15 protein-coding genes are annotated in these 19,683 nt (G+C 68.7%); 5 read left to right on the top strand and 10 right to left on the bottom strand.

Features of this window, described 5'->3' with window-relative positions; all coding sequences use genetic code 11:
* The first annotated feature begins 478 nt into the window (after window positions 1-478).
* Window positions 479-1,729, top strand: a complete 1,251-nt coding sequence (locus NQO67_RS37635) for a glycoside hydrolase domain-containing protein (RefSeq protein ID WP_255954974.1) — start codon at window positions 479-481, stop codon at window positions 1,727-1,729.
* A gap of 137 nt (window positions 1,730-1,866) precedes the next feature.
* Complete coding sequence (locus tag NQO67_RS37630; protein ID WP_255954973.1) at window positions 1,867-2,715, top strand: alpha/beta fold hydrolase; 849 nt, start codon at window positions 1,867-1,869, stop codon at window positions 2,713-2,715.
* 10 nt (window positions 2,716-2,725) lie between these two features.
* On the opposite strand, the gene NQO67_RS37625 is transcribed toward NQO67_RS37630, so the two are convergent.
* The 8 genes from NQO67_RS37625 to NQO67_RS37590 form a co-directional block, all read right to left on the bottom strand.
* Window positions 2,726-3,481 (bottom strand): TetR/AcrR family transcriptional regulator, encoded by a 756-nt coding sequence (locus NQO67_RS37625; RefSeq protein WP_255954972.1) that lies wholly within the window; start codon window positions 3,479-3,481, stop codon window positions 2,726-2,728.
* 153 nt (window positions 3,482-3,634) lie between these two features.
* Window positions 3,635-4,936, bottom strand: coding sequence for a cytochrome P450 (locus NQO67_RS37620; protein ID WP_255954971.1), 1,302 nt, complete (start codon window positions 4,934-4,936; stop codon window positions 3,635-3,637).
* Entirely contained in the window at window positions 4,933-5,541 is a 609-nt protein-coding gene (locus NQO67_RS37615) for a GTP-binding protein (RefSeq protein WP_374119259.1), read from the bottom strand. Before NQO67_RS37615 ends, NQO67_RS37620 begins: the two co-directional genes overlap by 4 nt.
* Window positions 5,522-5,881: a DUF742 domain-containing protein gene (locus tag NQO67_RS37610; protein WP_255954969.1), complete on the bottom strand. Its 360-nt coding sequence runs from the start codon at window positions 5,879-5,881 to the stop codon at window positions 5,522-5,524. The genes NQO67_RS37615 and NQO67_RS37610 overlap by 20 nt, the downstream gene beginning before the upstream one ends.
* Entirely contained in the window at window positions 5,878-6,297 is a 420-nt protein-coding gene (locus tag NQO67_RS37605) for a roadblock/LC7 domain-containing protein (RefSeq protein WP_255954968.1), read from the bottom strand. Before NQO67_RS37605 ends, NQO67_RS37610 begins: the two co-directional genes overlap by 4 nt.
* A gap of 142 nt (window positions 6,298-6,439) precedes the next feature.
* Window positions 6,440-7,915, bottom strand: a complete 1,476-nt coding sequence (locus NQO67_RS37600; RefSeq protein WP_255954967.1) for a sensor histidine kinase — start codon at window positions 7,913-7,915, stop codon at window positions 6,440-6,442.
* 399 nt (window positions 7,916-8,314) lie between these two features.
* Window positions 8,315-13,495 carry a wHTH domain-containing protein gene (locus tag NQO67_RS37595; RefSeq protein ID WP_255954966.1) on the bottom strand — a complete coding sequence of 1,727 codons (5,181 nt, stop codon included), beginning with the start codon at window positions 13,493-13,495 and terminating at the stop codon, window positions 8,315-8,317.
* Entirely contained in the window at window positions 13,492-13,875 is a 384-nt protein-coding gene (locus tag NQO67_RS37590; protein WP_255954965.1) for a Pepco domain-containing protein, read from the bottom strand. Before NQO67_RS37590 ends, NQO67_RS37595 begins: the two co-directional genes overlap by 4 nt.
* 348 nt (window positions 13,876-14,223) lie before the next feature.
* On the opposite strand from NQO67_RS37590, the gene NQO67_RS37585 reads away from it, so the two are divergent.
* Window positions 14,224-15,381 (top strand): TolB-like translocation protein, encoded by a 1,158-nt coding sequence (locus tag NQO67_RS37585; RefSeq protein WP_255954963.1) that lies wholly within the window; start codon window positions 14,224-14,226, stop codon window positions 15,379-15,381.
* A gap of 101 nt (window positions 15,382-15,482) precedes the next feature.
* Here the strand turns inward: NQO67_RS37585 and NQO67_RS37580 are convergent, their stop codons facing one another.
* Window positions 15,483-16,721 carry an NAD(P)/FAD-dependent oxidoreductase gene (locus NQO67_RS37580; RefSeq protein WP_255954962.1) on the bottom strand — a complete coding sequence of 413 codons (1,239 nt, stop codon included), beginning with the start codon at window positions 16,719-16,721 and terminating at the stop codon, window positions 15,483-15,485.
* 115 nt (window positions 16,722-16,836) lie between these two features.
* Entirely contained in the window at window positions 16,837-17,781 is a 945-nt protein-coding gene (gene sigJ / locus NQO67_RS37575; RefSeq protein WP_255954961.1) for an RNA polymerase sigma factor SigJ, read from the bottom strand.
* Window positions 17,782-18,209: 428 nt separating this feature from the next.
* Here sigJ and NQO67_RS37570 point away from each other — a divergent pair, with 428 nt between their 5' ends.
* Window positions 18,210-18,353, top strand: coding sequence for a hypothetical protein (locus NQO67_RS37570; RefSeq protein WP_255954960.1), 144 nt, complete (start codon window positions 18,210-18,212; stop codon window positions 18,351-18,353).
* Window positions 18,354-18,851: 498 nt separating this feature from the next.
* A complete protein-coding gene (locus NQO67_RS37565) occupies window positions 18,852-19,679 on the top strand; it encodes a carbohydrate kinase family protein (RefSeq protein WP_255954959.1) in 828 nt (275 codons plus the stop codon).
* The last annotated feature ends 4 nt before the right edge of the window (window positions 19,680-19,683 follow it).

The raw sequence follows: 19,683 nt of genomic DNA, 5'->3' as shown, positions 1-19,683 counted from the left end.
CGGCTATCGCATCCGTAGCGGCGGTCGGTGCCCGCCGGGGCGGGCCGTCTGCCGGCGTGGGGGGGGGGGCGGCCCCGCCCGCGCCCCCCCCCGCGGGGGGGGGATGCCCCCCCGCGCCGGGGGGGGGGCTCCGCGGGGGGGGGGGCTCTGTCGCCCCCGGGCCCTGTGGGGGGGGTGGCGGGCTGCTCGACAGCCGGCCACCGCCACAGCTGCGTTTTCACGATGGCGTCGGCGACGCATGTATCCGCTTTGTATGGCCGCCTCCTTCAATCGTCGAACCATCGACACCGAGGAGGCCGCCATCCACCGACATCTTCGCCGAAGACTGGCCACCGCGAGCGCAAGCGCCGCCGTTCGCCGTCGCGATCCCGGCCGCCGCCGCGGCACAGACGATCTCGTCCTTCCCCACGACCAAGGGCCACAACCACGGCGACGGCCATCTGGAGCGCAACCAGAAGAGGAAACGGGTGCAGCTGGCATGAAGAGACTTCCGATAGCGCTCGCCGGCACGGCAGCGGCCATGATCGCGGCCGTGCCCTCGGTGTCCGCCGCCCCCGCATCCGTGCAGCAGGAAACGCAGCACGTCACCTACCGCGGGTACGACGTCACGGTGCCCGCGTCGTGGCGCGTGGTCAACCTCGACGAGAACCCGTCGGCCTGCATCATCTTCGACGCCTCGACCGTGTACGTGGGCCGCGCCGGCGACCAGCAGGACTGCCCGGCACACGCGGTCGGCGGTGCACCCAGCCTGTGGATCCAGCCGCTGGACGCCGGCACGCCCACCGCCGGGGCACGGACCCCGGAGCGCGGTGCCGCCGTCGCGACTCAGCCGGACGCCGACGGCGAGAGCCAAGTCGTCGTACGCGAGGCCGGAGTGCTGGCGACGTCCTTCGGCGGGGCCGAAGCGGCCAAGCGCCTCGAATCGGCGACCCTCACCGCCGGCGCCAGGCCCGCCGCAGCCGGCACCGGGACCGCCACCGCGGCATCGACCGCGTCCGGCACCGCGGAGCCGCTGTCGGCCGTCGAGGCGCCGGGCACCTTCAAGGGACGCGGCTTCGACGCGTGCGCGGCGCCCAGCGGCGCGACCATGGCCGCCTGGAAGAGCGCCACCAACTTCCGCGGCGTGGGCGTCTACATCGGTGGCGTCAGCCGCGCCTGCGCGCAGCCGAACCTCACGGCGGACTGGGTGAAGACCCGCACGGCCGGCGGCTGGCACGTCCTGCCCATCTACGTCGGCCTCCAGGCGCCCTGCACCAGCTTCGCGCACCGGATGTCCAGCAATGCGGACACCGCACGCGGCCAGGGGCGCAACGCGGCGGGGGCGGCGATCAGCGCCGCCCAGTCGAAGGGCATCGGTGCGGACTCGGTGATCTACTACGACATCGAGGGCTTCGACAACGGGAACGACACATGCCGTAAGGCGGTGCTCAACTTCCTGAGCGGCTGGACCAACCAGCTGCACAGGAAGAACTACCGGTCAGGCGTCTACTCCAGCATCAGCTCCGGCGTCACGGCGCTCTCCAACACCTACGCCTCGGACTCCTACTCCCGGCCCAACCACATCTGGGCCGCGTGGTGGAACGGCAAGGCCAACGCCGACCTCAAGCCCTACGTCCCCGACGGCCAGTGGAACCAGCGGCAGCGCGTGCACCAGTACCGCGGCGGACACAACGAGACCCACGGCGGTCACACCCTCAACATCGACAGCAATTTCCTGAACGTGCACTGACGCACGGCACGGCCCGACCGGCACGGCACAGCCGACATGGCGCGGCACGGCGGGTACGGGGCTCGTCTCCGTACCCGCCCCGGGGACCGGAACATTCGTCCAAGCCGTCGGCCCATGTCGCCGACCACAGTGCTCACATGACCACTTCCGAGAACACGTCACACCTCGCCGCCGAGGAGACGACCCTGTCCCTGCCCGACGGCGAGATCCACGTCTGCCAGGACGGCCCGCGCGAGGCCCCCGTGCTCCTGCTCATCCATGGGACCGGAGCGTCGGCCCGCTCGTGGGAACCGATGGTTCCGCTCCTGACCGGCTCGCACCGGGTCATCCGGATCGACCTGCTCGGGTGCGGCCGGTCGGGCAAACCGGACGGCGCGAGCTACGCGGTCGCGGACCAGGTGCGCCGGGTCGCCGCGGTGCTGGACCGGCTCGGCGTCGACCACGCCTGCGTCGGCGGCCATTCCAGCGGTGGGGTGTTCGCCACCGCCCTCGCCGAGCAGCGCCCCGACCTGGTGTCCGCGGTCGTACTCATCAACACCGGGCCCCACATGGCCGCCTCCATCGCGAAGGAGGTCCCCCTCCGCGCCGGATCATGGACGGACCTGACGGACGACCAGATCCGGCTGGCCGTGAGCGACGGGTTCCACGAGGGCTTCGCGATCCCCCAGGATTTCGTGGACCAGTTCCGGGACATCGACTTCCATGCGTTCGGAGCCATATCGCAGGCGATCCGGGCGTTCCTGGGCGAACGGTCGCTCCCGGCGCGGCTGGCACCGCTCGGCAAGCCGCTGCTGGTGCTCTTCGGCGCGGAGGATCGCAGGTGGAACCCGGCGTCCGCGGCCGACTACCGCGCCGTCCCCGGTACGAAGGTCAGGACGCTGCCCGGCCTCGGCCACTCACCCAACCTCGAGGACCCGCCGCGGACCGCCGAACTGCTTCTGGCCTTCACCGAGGGTCTGCGGCAGGAGGAACACCCGCGGGAATGACAGCGGCGGCCTACCTCCGGTACGCGGGGCTGCGCTCGAGGCCGAGCAGGCCGAGGATGCTGACCATCATGTCCTCGAAGAGCTCCTCCTCGTCGTCGAAGGCGAACGCGAACGCGAGGTGCTCGTACACCGCCATGCAGACCACGCCGTAGATCTGGCGCCAGCACTTCAGCATCAGATAGACGACGCCCAGCGGGAAGTCGAGGTTCATGCCTTCCCGGTAGGTCCGCAGCTGCGGCAGCAGACCGGGCCTGATCTCGTGGTCCGCCGGGTACCGCAGGTCGTGGTCGTGCAGCAAGCGGCTGAAGAGGGTCCCGTAGAGCCCGCCGAGCTGCCGGGAGAGCACCACGGGGATGCCGAGCTCGGTTGCGGCGATCCGGGGGTAGTTGGACCCCATCAGCAGGTCGAACTCGGCCCGGTGGGCCAGCGACCAGTCGAGGACGGCCCGGGTGGCGGCATGGAGCCGGGCGCTGACGTCGGACTCGTCGTAGCAGGCGGCCGCCGTGGCGACGACATCGACGAACTCGTCCGTCACCGTGTCGTAGACGGCCCTGATCAGGCCCTCCCGTCCACCGCCGAAATGCCGGTAGAGCGCGGGCGGTGTGACGCCGACCTCTCGGGCGACGGCCGCCAGGGTCAGGTGCTCGATGCCGCCCGCCGCAAGCTCGCGGCGGGCGGCCTCGGTCGCGTCCCGGCGCAACTCGATGCGCTGCTGCTCCCGCCGGGACAGTGGCTGCTGACCGGCGCTGTCCACCTCGTTCGGCATCCCGGCTCCTCTGCTGGTTCCCTCCTGGCCGCCACCTGCCGCCGTGGTCGTCCAGCTTGCACACCCGGCATGTTACGCGGCTAAGGAAGGCAACTCAGTAACGAGGCGTTACTTGTTTACGCATCATCAGCTTTCGCCGTCCCGAGGCGCCCGTCAATCGCCGTCCCTACCGGTGACGTAGGTCGGCTCGAAGGTGACGGGCAACGCGGTCAGGCCGTGGTACCAGATGGAGTCCATCCATTCGAGTTCCTCCGGCTGCACCGCAAGCGACACGTCGGGAAGCCGGTCGAGGAGCACTTCGACCGCCGCCTGCGCCATCGTCTTGGCCAGCTGTGGCGCGCCGACCGGGCAGCCGTAGTCGCCGTGGCTGAACGTCATGTAGGAGTTGTTGCCGGAGAAACCGGCAGTGGGGTCGGGCCACAGCTGCGGGTCGGTGTTCGCCGCGGCAAGACCGAGGATCACCATGTCGCCGGTGCGTATGCGATGACCGCCCAGCGTGGTGTCCCTCGTGGCGTAACGTCCGATGAGGTTCTGTAGGGGGCTGTCCACCCACAGGACCTCGTTCAAGGCCTCGTTGACGCTGTGGCGGCCGCCCGACAGCGTCAGCGCGAACCGGCTGTCGGTCAGCATCAGCCGGACGGTGTTGCCGATCCAGTTGGCGACCCCGGGCAGTGCCGCGGTCATCATCGCCATCAGGTCGCCGGCCAGCTGCTCATCGGTGAGATCCGTGGACCTCGCCAGGAAGTACGACGTGAGGTCCGGCCCCGGCCGCTCCTTCTTGGTCTTGATCAACCGGCCGAGTGCGGCCATGGCACGCCCCATGGCGGAGTTGGCGTCGTCATCGGAGACGACCGAAAGGGTCATGTCCTGTTGCAGGCTGTCGGCCTCGTCTTCGGACACCCCGAACAGCTTGACGAGCGTGAGCCCCGGCACCGGGTAGGCGTACGCGCTGACCAGCTCGGCCTCGCCCGCCTCGGCGAACGAGTCGATCACGGAATCGGCGAAGCGCTCGCAGGACGACCGCAGCTCGAACTGGTCGACCTCGGCGATGGCGTCGACGATGGCCGCCGCGCGCTTGCGGTGCTCCTCGCCCTCGGTGAAGAGCAGCAAGGGGCCGTAGGCCACCCACGGCATCAGCGGCCAGTCCTGCGGCACCCGGTCCCAGTGGCGCCAGCGGCGGGCGTCCCGTTCGAAGAGCTTGGTGTTGCTGGTCACCTCGTACATCTCTCGGTAACCGAGGATGAGCCAGGCGGGGAGGTCGCCCTCCAGCCGGACCGGGGCGACCGGTCCGTGCTGGCGCCGCATCGCCCGGTAGATGTCCATCGGGCGCCGCCGGTACCGCGGTCCGTACAGCGGAGTGGCACCGTCCGGGGTGGCACCGCCGTGCGCGGGACAGCCCGGAGGTGGCGCGAGTGATCCGCCAGCTGCGTCCTGGGAGGCTTGGGAATTCGTCACAGTGTTGTCTCCTGCGCGGAGGACAGAGCATAGAGGTGATTGACCAGTGCGATCAGCGCGGCCTTGCTGGAGTCACGCTGCCGGGCGTCGCATTCGATCATGGGCACATCATCGGAAAGGTCGAGCGCTTTTCTGAGCTTGTCCAACGGATAGGGCTCTCCGCTGAAATTGTTGTGGGCGACGATGAAGGGCATCTTGTGGTGTTCCAAGCGGTCTATGGCATACCACGAGTCCTGAATGCGGCGTATATCCACCAGGACCACCACGCCCAGCGTCCCGGAGAACAACTGGTCCCACAGGAACCAGAACCGCTGCTGGCCCGGGGCGCCGAACAGATAGAGCACCATCTGCTCATTGAGGCTGATGCGACCGAAGTCGAAGGCGACGGTCGTCGTGGTCTTGCGCGGCGCCCCGTCCACCTCGTCGATTCCGACCCCCGCTCGGGTCATTGTCTCCTCGGTGTTGAGTGGACGGATCTCGCTCACCGACTGGACCATCGTGGTCTTGCCGACCCCGAACCCACCGACTATCACGATCTTGAGAGCGTCCGTGGTGGTGTCCATGAGCGGGGTACGGGGCGTTTGCTCAAAGCTTGCGGAGTCCAACGAGCACCTGCTTCAGGGTTTCGGTACTGGGCAACCGTGCCTTCTCAACGGCCGATCTCGGATGACGTGCGGTGATGTGGCCGAGGTCGAGCAGATCGCAGAGCAGGATCTTCACCACGCTCACGGGCAGACCCAGGTCTGAGGAGATCTCCACGACCGCGCAGGGGTAGCGGCACAGCCGAAGGATCTTGACGTACTCGGACTGCATTCCGGGAGCCGGATCGGATTCACTGACGATCAGCGTCACCAGGTCGAAGGTGTTCTCCTCCGCACGGCTGCGCCCGCCGGTGACGGTATACAGCCGATCCGGGTCCTCACCGTCGAGGATCTGCCTGCTCACGCGGGCCTGCTGGCCTTCTTCGACGACCGCGGCGGGGTGCTCAGATAGTCGCCCAACTGCTCGACGAGTTCGTCCATGTTGTGCCCGATGACACCGACATCGGCGTCCTCGTGCGCCACCACGGCCAGATGCGCGCCCTCTCCGGCCTCCACGATGCACAACAGCCCGCCATGGAACTCCGCCATGGCCTGCCGTGCCCCGCCGGCGCCATCACCGAACTCGGCTGACGCACTGTGTGTCAGGCTCTGGATTCCCGAGGCGATCGCGGCGAGTTGATCCGCCTGATCCACCGACAGGCTGGATGACCGGCAGAGTTTCAGGCCGTCCTTCGACAGCACCAGGGCATGACGAGCCCCGGGTGTCTTCTCGATCAGTTTCTCCAGCAGCCAGTCCAGGTCACCGTCTACCGTGCTCATTGCATGTCTGGGGCTCTGCCCGGTGGTGTTGATCCCGGGCAACCGGCCCCGCCCTCCAATCTGTTGCTCAGTCCCGTTCAGCGACAAGCCCGCTGCCGCTGACGGGAATGCATGGAAACGCCACTATCAGGCGGAAAGTCGGTTACTCGGTGTCGTCGTCCGCTGGCGGGCGCTTACCGGTGTCGATGTTCTTGGCGGGGTCGGTAGTACGGATCGGGTCGGTAGTGCGGGTCGGATCGGTAGTACGGGTCGGATCGGTGGTGGGGGTCGGGTCGGTGGTACTGGCAGGGTCGGCGGCCTTGGGGGTGCGGCGTACCGACTGGCGGAAGGAACCGAATCGGGCCCCGGAGTCGGCGCGCGGGCGCTTGGGGGTGGCACTCGGCGCCCGACGTGGCCCGCCGGCTTCCGCCAACGTCTGTCCGCGGCGCCGTATCGGCAGGTCCCCGAGGCCCGCGTCCTCCTCGGGCACGGCAGGGTCCGCAAGCGCACCGACCCGCGGTGACGCATCGTCGAGCACGGCAACGGGCTCCGTGGGTGGGGTGAGCCCGGTCGGCTGTGCGTCCCTGGCCGTCGCGTGGCGCGGCAGGTCACGCGAGGCCTGCGGCCTGGCTTCGGTGAGCAGATGCCGCGGGATCAACACGACGACTCCGGTGCCGCCGCGTGAGGACGGTCGGAAGGTGATGGTGAGGTTGTACTTGCGGGCGAGCAGGCCGACCACCGCGAGCCCGAGTCGGGTGCCGGGCAGCTGGGTGAGGTCGAGCGGATCACCTGAGACGCTCTGCTCGGCACGACGCAGTGCCTGTTCCCGCATGGCGAGGCCGCTGTCCTCGATGTTGACCACGGCGCCGGCCTGCACCTCCTCCACGTACACGTGGACCTGCTCCGACGGAGGCGAGAAGTTGGCCGCGTTGTCGACGAGCTCGGCGAGGACATGGATGACGCCTTCGGCGGCGTAGCCGACGATCGCGACGGTACTGGCCGAGTGCACCCGTACGCGTCGATAGGCGCTGATCCGGCCCACCGCGCCACGCAGGATGCTCTCCATGACGATGGGCTTGGTCCAGCGTCGCCCGGAACGCGCCCCCGTCAAGACGGCAATGCTGTCCGCCAGCCGGCCCGCCTGTGCGGTGGTGTGGTCCAGTTGCAGCAGGTCGCCCAGCAGTTCCTCGTCGCAGCGGTCCTCCAGCTTCCGCAGGTCGGCGAGCATCGTGGTGGCCAACGCCTGCACCCGGCCGGCCGCGTTGGCGCAGGCCAGCATGACCGCAGCACGCATGCGCTCGCTACGGCCGACCTCCTGGATGGCAGTCCTCAGCACCAGGTGGTGATGAGGGTTGGCGGCACTCGGCAACTGCGCGAGCACGGAGTCCACCGATGCGCCGTCACGCAGCCGCTTGATCGCGGTCGGCAGCAACTCGTGGGCGAAGTGGGTGATCGTGGCGTCCCGCGTGTCCGCGGCGGCGTCCAACTCGGCCACCCTATGACGCAACCGGCGCGCCGTGCGCGCGACGGATGCCGCGATCAGGACCCCAGCACCGAGCAGCACGACCACGGCCGCACCCGCTGAGGCCACCCCGGTTCGCCCACTGGCCGGCACCAGGCTGATCACCCACGCGGTCACGCCTCCGGCAACGATCAGTGTGGCTAGAAGAAGACGTAGTGGATAAAGCGTGAGGATACGCTCTGGCAGGGGTTGGCTGGTTACGTCTGCTGACATCTATCGGTCCTCAGAGGGTGGGGCAGCGAGGAGGTCGGGGCAGCCAGTTCCCACCGGTGGCGCTCCTGTCGTGCGACAACGACCGACTGACGCGCGACGAGAGCCGTGAGAGGCCAGTCCACTCACGGCAGCCGACAAGGGTCCCATGGCCTCAACTGGAACCGTTCGGAAGGGAACAGGCACGGAGTGTAACCCCGGTCACACCGGTGATGAAATACTTCAAGTAACTCTTGAGCCACAGTGGCATCAAGTCGCACTCATCGTCGAACTGGTGACTGAGCCGGCATTTGGGTGTTCGACCCGTCACGCCTTCGGCACCAGCGCCCAGGCCTCCGCCACCATGCCGTGGACGTCGGGCACGGTCAGCCCGAACTCTCGTAGGCGCTCCGCCGTCTCCGAGACGGTGGAGCCGAGCCGGTGTGCTGTCACGAGCAGGTGCTCCAGACCGACCGGTTCGTACGGGTTGATCCAGTCGCTGTAGGGCGAGGCGTTCTCTCGCAGGATGAGTAGCTCTTCCTGACGTGGGTGGTGGTCGCTGTACTCGGCCTCCCGGACGGCCAGGCCCGCGGCGGCGAGCCTGCCGGCCGCGTCCCGGAGGGTGAGCAGGTTCTGTGCGGCGACGATGCTCACGTACGCCGAGGGCACGGACATCCCTGTCGCAAGTCGAATTCGGTGTTGACCGGCGATCAGGTTGCGGTCCGGTGAGTCACGGAAAGCCGCCGCTTCTTCCATCGAGACAACGGAAACTCCGAGCTCCAGCAAACGTGCCCGGACCTCGGCAACGGGCAGCCCCACCTCTCGGGCCGCGGTGATCACACTCCATGTGTCCATCGTCTGCCGCGGGTTCCTGAACGGAGGTCGACCGTTCGCCTGCTCGCTCAGGAGTACTCGGTCGACGTCGCTGTCGAAGTCCTGTCGCTCCGGAGGAGGCGGTCCGACCGGCAGACACCGCTCGGCGAAGTGCTCCAGCGTCTCGCGGACTTCCCATCCGCGTTCGACTGAAATGCTGAGAACGTGTGCCCATGGAACCGCAGGTGATTCGCCGGTGGCGGAGTATGGAATCCACCCCTCGGCTGTCGCGCGCTCTTGGGTCTCGGTATCGGGCTCAGGCAGCGGCCCGAGGGCCTGGTCGACCTGCATCCCCAGAGTGCGCAGCCGGTCGATCGTCTGCTGGACCGTCATCCCGAGTGTCGCCGCGGCCAGCACGACGTGCGCGGGCGGAACCGGCGCGCTGGGGTCAAGCCAGACAGGCTGACGGGACAGCCGGACGTTCTGGCTCAGCAACAGGTTGTCCGCCTCGTCCAGCGACTCGGGAAAACTGTGGAACGGCACGTCAAGACCCAGGTCCCGCAACTGTCCGGCCACGACGCTCATGGGTCGCCCGAAGAGCTTGCCCAGTGACTGGAGCACCGGCAGCGGAACCGGCCACCCGATATTGATCCAGTCGCTACCCCAGATCGAGGCGCCCAGTAGATCGAGGTGCGGCGAGACCGTGTCCGTCAGACCGTCGTCCGGCACTACGTAGCCCAGCGCGGCCAGGTGGAGAGCCACCTCTTGTACGTCAGACCCCATACGCCACGCCGTCCACATCACGTGCGTCCTGCTCAGGGGCTGCTCCGGCGGATCCGTCCGGTAGCTACGGCCCAGCAGAACGTTGAGCGTGTCGAGCACCCTCCTGTCCCGTCCGGTGAGCTGCCTCGTGGGCGAGACGACCTCCACGCCCAACTCGGCGAGCCTCCGTCGCACCTCGGCAACGGGCAGGTCCAACTTCCCTGCCACGGCCCGGATGCGCTCCGATCCCGCGAAGGAGATCCACGGGGCTTGCCCGTCCACGCCCTCACTGAGCAGCAGCCGGGCCGCTTGGTCGGCGTCCGAGCCAGGGTCCGAGAAACAGGCGCTGGACTCCATGTCGTACCCGATGCCGTCCAATTGTCGAACGATCTCCGGCACGGACAAACCGGCGCTGTCACACACCATCAGGACCAGATATGCCGCAATCCGATCACCGGGCCGCTGCCACGGCCAACTTGCGTCGCCGTCCCTGCTGATCAGACGAAGGAGGCTGGGGAGCGGGATGTTGGGCTGTGGACCGGGGGCCTCCATGCGCAGGTTGAGAGCATCGATCCTCCGCTCCATCTCGTCCATGGAGACATGCAGCTCGTACGCGCAGTTCTCCATGTTGCCCACCAGGACGACGGCATCCCAGGACGGCTCACTCTCGATATCGCCGAATCGCAGGTCGTGCCCGAGGGCGCGGGCGTGTGAGGGGAGGGCCGGAAGCAAGGGAGCGGTCGGCAGATCGGGAGGGGAGACATCGCCCAAGGCACGAGCAACGTCCTGGGGGAAGTGCGCGGTGTAGCGCCACAGGGCCAGATGGCTGGGGAGGCGACAGACCTTTCCTCGCTCGTCCCACGTCAAGTTGCGGCGTCGAGGAGGGCTCAAGGCCGTCCAGGCGGACCGTAGCTCGATGTCCCCCGGGAAGAATCCCGTGCACGCGATCTGATAGCTGCCGTGCTCGCCCACCACGTCGGCAGACGTCCCGGTGAGCTCGGAGACGATGGCATCGGCGATCGCAATGTCGTCGTGTGCCACGTTCATGAGCCACTTGTCGGTGAGCAGGCTGCTGCGAGCCAGGCTGTCCACCGCCCGACGCAGCCTGCTCACGATCGGCCTGGTGACGTCGTCCAGGACTTCGCCGCGGTCGACCGACAGGCGGGGCAGGACCAGCCCTCTGCCGGGGATCTGGATGCGGCCGCGCAGGTTGACCACGGCGCTGCTGAGCTCGACCCGATCGCCAGGCGCGGCGTCGTCCGTGGTCGCCCAGCGGGCCTCGACGGCGATGCCGTCCACCAGCAGGGCGCCGCCACGCTCGCACCAGAAGACGTCGCCTCCGGGGTCCGCCACGATCTGCCCGGATCCAGCCACGTCCCGTCGGGCCCGTGACCGGTATTCCTGCGGCTCCCAGACCTCCTTCTCGTTCTGCGACTCGAATTCGACAGTGGTGCGAAAGCGTGCGACGCCGAGCACCTCGCGGAGCGCTTGGACGCACGACACGTCGGCGGCACGTTTGCGATCCAGGTACAGCCGCACCCGTGTGCCGCACGGCTCCCCCAGGAAGTCGGCGTCGTCCAGACGGTCGTCCACGTGGAAAAGGTCGTCGGGACCGAACACGGTGACGCGAAGCAACTCGCCGGGCGAGCGGTCCCGGTGAAACTTCCGGGTGGTCACCTCGATCTCGTCCGCGAGCATGAAATAGCTCAGCACGCCGATGCCGAATCGGCTGTTGGGGTGGAAGGAGATCCGCGGATCCTTCTCCCATTCGCGCTGCTCCTGCCGGAAGGAGGCAAGGTGGGACAGGCGCGCGCCGCCCTGTGCGAACGCATAGAGCAGTTCTTCGCGGTCCATTCCGGAAGCGTTGTCCACGCACTCCAGATAGGTGCGGTTGCCGTGGCCGCCCTGGCGGATCGTGATGTGCCCTTCCCAGGGTGCCGAGCCCGCGGGCGGTGGGCGCCACTGCTCCCGGGCCTGCCGCACCGCGCAGGCGTCCATGGCGTTCTGGTAAAGCTCGCGGATGGCGAGCCGGCGGTCCCGGTAGAGCTGTTCACCCGTGAGCAGGTCACGCACCCGCGTACCGTCGAGACCGAAGCGGGTGGCCACGGGGAGGAACTTCATGGTGCCGCTGACCGGGTCCTTCTCCGGCAGGACGGCTTCCCCGGACGCGCGGTGTGGCAGGCCGGCGACGGTGCCGTCGTCGTCCGCGCTCCCGGTCGCCCTCAGTCGGGTACTGGCGTGGTGGAGCAGCCCGTCGAGGTAGTCGGCCCGTTCCTGGAGTGCCACCATGACGGCCTGGTGCCCGCAGACCGCGCTCAGTCGCAGGGTCTGCCCCGAGCGGTGCCAGTCGGCTGCCGCGATGCTCCTGCGGGCCTGCACGAGGTTCATCCGCCCGTGGCCGCCGGTGTGCTCGACCAGGACACGGGGCAGTTCGCAGATGTCCAGTGCCATGGTCTGGGCAGCGGCCAGAAGGTAGCCCACGAGGCGGCGGCGCATCGGCTGCTGCATTCCCGAGCCGCGCTCCGGCGGCTCGCCGAGAACGCTGCCGCCGTGTTGCATGGCGCGGAAGACCCATGCCAGCAGTTCCGCGTCGAGGACCTCCGCAAGCTCCCACGTGTCCTGGAAGGCGTAGTTCAGCAGTTCGCGCAGCCCGTCCAGCGGGCCGCGCGAGTCGTCGTCCAGCCGGTAGTACTCCTGGTGCAGGATCCAGGCCCGGACGGTGCGGTGATCCCTGCTGCGTGGTCGTGGCTCCCGGTCGGGAGAGGTCCGCTGAAGCAGTTGCGCGTATTTGTCCCAGGGTTCGGACGCCACGTCCAGCCGCCGCAGTTGCAGGTCGAGGTCCTGCACCCGGTGCACTTTGAACGCGTGGTAGAGCATGGGCGCCAACGCGAGGACGGCGGCCTCCGCCGTGCTGAACTTCTCCTCGGGCAGGAACTCCTCGATCAGGAAGCCGACCCACCTGGACGCCCGCTGGTCCGTCTCCCAGTCGAGCCAGGGATCGTCGGCGAGGCGCCAGCGTTCCTTTCTGAGGCGGGTGCCGATCGCGGTGGTGACGCTCTCGGTGTCCTGGCGGAGCCGCTGGCTCGCCCGCCTTTCGACCTGTTTCCACACCCGGTGGTCATGCAGCACGTGCAGACGCTCGTCCTCCGGTCGAGCCCCGAACGGCAGGAACGGAAAGGCGTCCCGGCCGCGCTCGCCACTCAGCCGAGGCTCCTGCCGGAAGCCTCTGGGCAGCCGGTCCTCCACCCTCCTCCCCAGGTCCTCCATTTCCTCGCGGAGGAGTTCGTGCAGCCTGTCGGTCGCCATTTCCCCGTGCACGTCACGGACGATGTCCCGCAGTGCCCTGGTGAGAAGGCTGAAGCTCGGCTCCTGCGACTCGGGGACCTCGCCCGTGTAGGCGGCTGACGCCTCCGGCTCGCAGGCCATGAGGTAGCTCAGCTTCTCCGTCTCGGGCGGCGGCGTGACGGGGATCCGGCGGGTGGCTCGGTCGTGCACGAGGCGTTCACGGCAGGCGTCCACGACGAAGAGGACCTTGTCCGCGTGACTGTTCTCCACGGCTTTCGCCCAGCCGTCGCTGAGGGGGACGTTGCCGCTCTCCAGAACCTCGTCGCTGTCGCTGTCGGGATCGGAGTCGGAGGCGGCGAACCAGGAGCGCCCGTTGTGGTGGAATCCGTGGCCGCTCAGGTAGACGAGCAGGTGTTCACGGGCACGCGCGCCCGAAATGAAGTTCTTGATCCGGCGGGTGACATCGGCCCGGGTCAACTGCTCCGGGTCGCAGGTACTGTCCTCGTCGACGAGGTAGCCGCGGTCTTCGAGCGTCGTGCGGAGATCCGCGTACTCCCCTTCGAGGAAGTCGAGATCGATCCACTCGGGCGACCGGTAGCGCGGCACGAAGAGCAGCAGGGCGCGATGCCGACCGCCGGCTGCGCTCATGCCGCACCCTGGTCGCGCGCGCCGAACACCAGGGTGATCCCACCCTTGCCCTCCACCTCGCTGGTACCGATCAGACGGATGCCGCCTTTGGCGGTGACCTCGAAGGAGACCTGGACCTCTTTCAGCGGGAAACGCCCCTCGGTTCCCGCGACCCGCCCGAACAGGTCCCTGAGCGCTGCGACGGTGCCCTCAAGGCTGTCCTTGAGCTGTTCCACGCGGACCGACACGGAAGCGAGTTCGCCCCCGTCTCGACGCAGGAGACCCTTGGTGCCGCCCCGCATGCCCGGAGCTCCGTGGTCCTCCACTTCATCCGCCCGGACGAGGACTTCCAAGCCGGCGATCTCCACGTCCACCGGCTCGCGCTCCGGATACAGCGACACGCTCGGTCCCCCTCCAGTCGTTCGCGTCCGGCTGTCGACACTGCCGGACTTTCGGCCTGCCGGACGCAGTCTACTGACAGGCTTTCAGATGATTGTCCTATCAGCCACTTTTGTGCCACCTCCAGCCGCTGACCTTCTCCGGCCGCCGACCGTCTCTGGTCGCTGACCTCTCTGGTCGCCGGCTTCGGTCGCTTCTGTGTATTTGTCGCAGCACCCCTCACCTACGGTATGGGAGTGACTGTTGTTGAGACCGTGGCGCGTGTGCGCGTCAGTGGCGGGGCTTCTGTTGAGCAGTTGGCGTGCCATCCGCGACGTCCCCTGGTCGCCGGCCTGGATTCGGAACGTCCGATGGTCCACGTCTGGGACTGTGAGGCAGGGCAGCTGCACGAGATCGGTGCGGTTGGCGCCGAGTCGGCCGGCTACGGGGATGCCGACGGTTGGGAGCGGCGGCAGCGCACACCCGCCGTGGCATGGCATCCCGACCGGCCGCTGCTCGTCGTGGCGGGCGAGGGTGGAGTGGTGCAGTGGACGCCCGGCGAGAGCGAGCGCTCCGAACCGGCAGGTCTGCCGCGACTCGCCAAGTACCGGAGCTTGGCGTTCAGCCCGGACGGCCGGACGTTGTGGGGGTCTCCGTCGTCAGGCGAGGGAGACCGCGCATGGGAGAGCTCTGACGTCGTCGATCTCGCCTCGGGAACCGTCGGTACCGGTCCGCGGTGGGACACCGGAATCGCGGAGCATCCCGCGGGCGGACTGGTGGTCACGCTCGCCAGCGATCAGGGCGCGACTCTCGGACTCTTCGCGCGGGTCGAGGCCGGCACCGTGCCCTCCACGCTGCGCGTGCTCCGCCGGGCGCTGATCCTGGATGCCGACGGCTACGGGACGCCGGTCTTCAGCCCGGACGGACGCCATCTGGCGATTCGAGGCAACGCGTACGAGAACTCGCTGGAAGTGTTCGACTTTCCCGCGCTGCGCCGCATTCTGGCGACGACTCTCGGGGAACCCAACCCGGGCTATCCGTACCCGCAGGAGTGGCTCGACCAGATGAACGCCTGGTCGAGCCAGAACGTCGCCTTCGGAGGCCGACCCGGCGTGCTCTGGATCGGCACGCCCACCGGAGCCCTCATCGAAGTCGACCTCGACAACGAGCACGCGGTCGAGCACGACGTGCTGGCCGGCTCCCCGGTGTCCGCGCTGAGCACGACGGCGGCCGGCGAGCTCGTCGTCGCCAGCGGTGGGGGCGATCTCGTGCTCGTGTCGGTGCCCGACGGCTCCGCCACGGCCGGCACCGCGGACGGCGATGCGTTGCGGGCCACCGTCACCGCGTTCTCGGCGGCCACCTCCGAGGTTCCCGACGACGGCGACCTGGAGACGCACCTCGTCCTGACCGACGGATCCCGCACCTGGGAGTCGGACGACCTGGAGGCGGTGACCACCGCAACCCCGGCAGATCCGACCTGGTTGCAGCTTCGAGCGGCTCTCAACGACGCCCTCGAACATGACGGGTGACTTCCCCGAACGACCTTCTCGATCTCGAACACGGCAGGTGGGAGCGGGGCGCCCGCCGGTGTGCGGGTCGAGCCGGCGCCCCGTCCCGTCGGCCGTGGCAGTCAGGCCGGTGCCTTGACCGCCGCCGCCCCCGTCCGGGTCCCCTCCGCCACGACGCGGCGCCGGCGGCTCGGCATCATCAGCGTCGGGTTGGCGACTCCCCAGGCCGCACCCTTGCAGACCAGTTCCTTGTAGACGGCGGCCGTCCGCCCCGTCAGGGCCGCCCGGACGGCGCGGTCGTCGGCGGTGACGTACTGGATCAGGCCTTCCTTGCGGCCCAGCGAGATGCACTGGTTGAAGTAGCGCGCCGCCACCTTCGGCAGCTTTGCGCCGGTCAGCCGGGCCGCGATGGCGTCGGCGGCCTGCCAGGCGGTGGGCACGCCCGAGGCGCACGACATCCGCAGCGGCTTGTCGCCGGGGCCCATCGCCATGGCTGCGTCACCGACGGCGTACACGTCCGGGTGGGAGACCGAACGCATGGTCCGGTCGACCACGATCTGGCCTCTGTCGGTGACCTCCAGGGCGGTGGCCTTCGCGATCGGGTGGACGGCGAAACCCGTGGTCCACACGGTGACCGCAGCCGGGATGGACGTGCCGTCGGCGGTGGCCACCCGGTCGGCGTCGACGGCGGTGACGTGGACGTTCTCGTGCACCGTGATGCTCAGCTTGTCGACGACCTTCCGCAGGTGTCGACGGCCCTTGGGCGCGAGCCAGTCGCCCAGACCACCGCGGGCGGCGAGGGCGACGGCGAGGTCCGGGCGGGCCTCGGCGATCTCGGTCGCGGCCTCCAGGCCGGTGAGGCCACCGCCGACCACGACCACGTGCTCTCCGGCGGTCAGGCGGGCCAGCCGGTCACGCAACCGGAGCGCCCCGGGGCGGCTGGCGATCTCGTGGGCGTGCTCGACGGTGCCGGGGACACCCTGGTCGTTCCAGCCGCTGCCGAGGGCGTACACGAGGGTGTCGTACGCCAGCTCCTCGGTGGTCGGCTCCGACGCGTCGCTGCCGCCGTTCCCGTCATGCGTGTCGGTGACGGTGACGGTGACGGTCTTGCGGTCGACGTCGATGCCGGTCACCCTCGCGAGCTTCAGTTCGACGCCGGTGCCCGCGAACATCTCGCTGAATGGCCGAGGCTCGAGGTCCTGGCCGACCGCGAGTTGGTGCATCCGTACGCGCTCGACGAAGTCGGGCTCGGCGTTGACGAGGGTGATGGCGACGTCGTCGCTGGTCAGCCGCTTGGCGAGGCGTCCGGCCGCGGTCGCTCCGGTGTATCCGGCTCCGAGGACGATGATGCGGTGCTGCATTTCCTGGCTCCTGTCTTCAGCGGTTCGCCCCTTGAACCGGGCGGCCCGCCGTTTCCTGACAGCAAGCAGATGTGAAGCACCTCACATGAGGGGGAGCAGGAGCGGGGCAGCAGGGTCAGAAGGCGTGGAGCAGGGGTTCGCCGTGCTCGCCGGCCGCCCATCGCCGGGTCGCGCGTTCGAGCTTGTCGGGGTTGACCTGGTTGCGGAACGCGGCGATGCCGTCGGCGGTGATCTCCAGGCACATGACGCCGATGACGCGGCCGTCGACGACCGCCACGATGGCGGGATCGCCGTTGGCGGTCGTGGCGTAGACCTCGGGTGAGCCGCCGGCCAAGGCGCGCTTGGCCTGGGCGGGTTTGAACAACCCCCGCATGAACGTCGCGACCGCAACGGCGCCTTCGAAGGCCTTGGCACGTGCCGGGACCTTCCCGCCGCCGTCGCCGACGGCGGTGGCGTCCTGGGTGAGCAGGCGCACGAGCGGCTCGGTCCGACCGCTGGTGGCGGCGGCGAGGAATTCGCCGATGATCCGGCGGGCGGCGGCCTCGTCGATCTCGGTGCGGGCCTTGCCTGCCGCGACGTGCTTCTTGGCGCGGTGGAAGATCTGCTGGCTGGACGCCTCGGTGATGTCGAGGATCCTGGCGATCTCCCGGTGCTGGTAGTCGAAGGCCTCCCGCAACACGTACACCGCCCGCTCGTTGGGGGAGAGGCGCTCCAGCAGGGCGAGGACCGCGTACGAGACCGACTCGCGCTGTTCGGCGGTGTCGGCCGGGCCGAGCATCGGATCCCCGGCGAGCAGCGGCTCGGGGAGCCACTGGCCCACGTACGTCTCCCGCCGTGCGCGGGCCGAGGTGAGCTGGTTGAGGCACAGGTTGGTGAGCACCTTCGTCAGCCACGCCTCGGGGACCTCGATGCGGTCGACGTCGGCGGCCTGCCAGCGCAGGAACGTGTCCTGCACGGCGTCCTCGGCCTCGCCGGCGGAGCCCAGGAGGCGGTAGGCGATGGCCTCCAGGCGAGGCCTGGCGGCCTCGAACCGGTCCACGTCGTTCATGGTCAGCGCCATGGCCGGATCCTAACGCGCGCGGTGGGAGATGGGAGTGGTGCGGCGGCACCCGCCCGGTCGGTCGACCGCCCGGTCGGTCGACCGGCTGCTCCATCCGGCGATGCTCGAAAGAGTTCGGGTTTTACATTTGGTTGCGTTCTCCTGAATTTGTGCGTTTTCGCGGCAAATCATGATCGTCATCCCCATCGGGAAGACGGCGCCACGCGAAAGCAAACGGCTGCGGCCGCGCCGTCAGAAACGGTTCACAAGGCGCATATCGGCAGCTCTCGGCCCAGTCCGACCGAGACCGCCACCCCTGCTAGGGTGATCAGCCTCAAACCCCCCATGGGCTGCGACTTTCGCGGTTGGGGTCCCTTCACGCGCCTCTTCCGGCGACTCCGCTCATTCCTCCGTCACTTTCATTCCTAAATCACCTTGGAGAAATAAGAGTGTTCAGGAACTACGTGTTTGCGGCCCTCCTGGGCGCGGCTGTCATTTCCGGGCTGTTCGTGGGTGTGGAACGCTCTGATCACGTCGAGCCCACTTCCACCACCGTGGTCGCGACTCCCACCATCGACCGCTTCATGATCTGAATTCTCCTTTTCCTTAGGCCTCCGCTGGATCCTCACCAGGTGGAGGCCTTTCCCATGCCTCTTCGCCCGTCCTTGCCCGAAGCGGCGCCACCCCGCCCGCATCCGCGGTACCGTGGAATCCATAGGCAGATGCCCCTGGCACTCCGCTGCCCTTCGGCCGTCCGTCTCGGCGCTGCCGGCTCCGGCCAGGCACACGCGACCGGCGCTGGCGATCAGCCCTTGATCACGTAACCGCCGCTGCCCTTGCAAGCCTTGTGCAGGCATGCTGCAAGCCTTCTGTCCAATCCCCTCCCCCATCCTCGAATGGGCGACGGATGGATCACGCGGTCCGTCGTTCAAAGCGCCGGATTTCACGATCCGGCACCGGAGCAATGAGTAACGGGGGAGACAGAAGAAGTAATGGTGCACATAGTTAGCGTGGGTGTGACGCGCCTTTCCATGACGGTGCCTGTCGAGCGCTTTCCGGTGGAGTTCCACGCCTATCGCCGTGCTTCGTGGATGCGGTGTTCCGTTGTGGGCGGCGCCTACAACGTGGCCAGTGCGGTCGCGCGGTTGGGGGACACCTCTCGGCTCTGCACGGCGGTGGGGTCGGACGACGCAGGGCACACGATCAGGGCGGCCCTGCGCCGAGCCGGCCTGGAAGGGCGTGGTGTCGTCACCGTGCCGGAGTCGGCCAAGACAACCATCTTCGTGGAGTCCGGCGGCCGGGTGTCCCGCAGTTGGTGCAGCGGCGGACCGTCGCTGCCGTACCCCATGGAGCGTTTCATCGAGCAGGCCGTCGGCGCCGATCTGGTGGTGGTCGCCAGCAATCCTTTCGGCGAGCCCTTCCTGCCCGTGGCGAAGGGGCTCCTGAACCTGCCGATAGCCACGGACCTGCATGCGGCCGGCGACTCGGACGACATGAGCAGGAAGCCGTGGCTGGAGTGTGCCGACATCATCTTCCGCAGCCACGAGGGGCTCAGCTGTTCCCCGCAGGAGTGGGTGGCGGATGTGCTCAGCCGCTACCCGGGGTGCAGCATCGCCGTGGTGAGCCGCGGCGATCAGGGCTGCGTCATGGGCCTGCGGGACGGCAGACTGGTCGAGACCGGGGCGGTCGCGCCTCGCGGGGTGTGCAGCACGGACGGGGCCGGGGACGCGCTCTTCGCCGCGTTCCTGCACGGGTGGCTGACCTCCGGTGAACCGGTGGAAGCGCTGGAGTCCGCGACGCTCTTCGCCGGCTGGAAAATCGGGGCCGAAACGGCGGCGGAAGGGTTCCTGACCGCGGGGGAACTCGCCGCGTTGCGCCTGGTCTGCCCGGTTCGATCCCGAGTGGGAAGGTGGCGGTAGGACC

The organism is Streptomyces odontomachi (assembly GCF_024435355.1).
Classification (GTDB): Bacteria; Actinomycetota; Actinomycetes; order Streptomycetales; family Streptomycetaceae; genus Streptomyces; species Streptomyces odontomachi.
This window is presented reverse-complemented; position numbering and strand designations above follow the sequence as displayed.

What these genes read in the sequence shown, in the direction of transcription:
- NQO67_RS37635 (WP_255954974.1), top strand. Translation starts at nt 479, where the DNA reads ATGAAGAGACTTCCGATAGCGCTCGCCGGCACGGCAGCGGCCATGATC.
- NQO67_RS37630 (WP_255954973.1), top strand. Translation starts at nt 1,867, where the DNA reads ATGACCACTTCCGAGAACACGTCACACCTCGCCGCCGAGGAGACGACC.
- NQO67_RS37625 (WP_255954972.1), bottom strand. Translation starts at nt 3,481, where the DNA reads ATGCCGAACGAGGTGGACAGCGCCGGTCAGCAGCCACTGTCCCGGCGG.
- NQO67_RS37605 (WP_255954968.1), bottom strand. Translation starts at nt 6,297, where the DNA reads ATGAGCACGGTAGACGGTGACCTGGACTGGCTGCTGGAGAAACTGATC.
- NQO67_RS37595 (WP_255954966.1), bottom strand. Translation starts at nt 13,495, where the DNA reads ATGAGCGCAGCCGGCGGTCGGCATCGCGCCCTGCTGCTCTTCGTGCCG.
- NQO67_RS37585 (WP_255954963.1), top strand. Translation starts at nt 14,224, where the DNA reads ATGGTCCACGTCTGGGACTGTGAGGCAGGGCAGCTGCACGAGATCGGT.
- NQO67_RS37580 (WP_255954962.1), bottom strand. Translation starts at nt 16,721, where the DNA reads ATGCAGCACCGCATCATCGTCCTCGGAGCCGGATACACCGGAGCGACC.
- sigJ (WP_255954961.1), bottom strand. Translation starts at nt 17,781, where the DNA reads ATGGCGCTGACCATGAACGACGTGGACCGGTTCGAGGCCGCCAGGCCT.
- NQO67_RS37565 (WP_255954959.1), top strand. Translation starts at nt 18,852, where the DNA reads ATGCGGTGTTCCGTTGTGGGCGGCGCCTACAACGTGGCCAGTGCGGTC.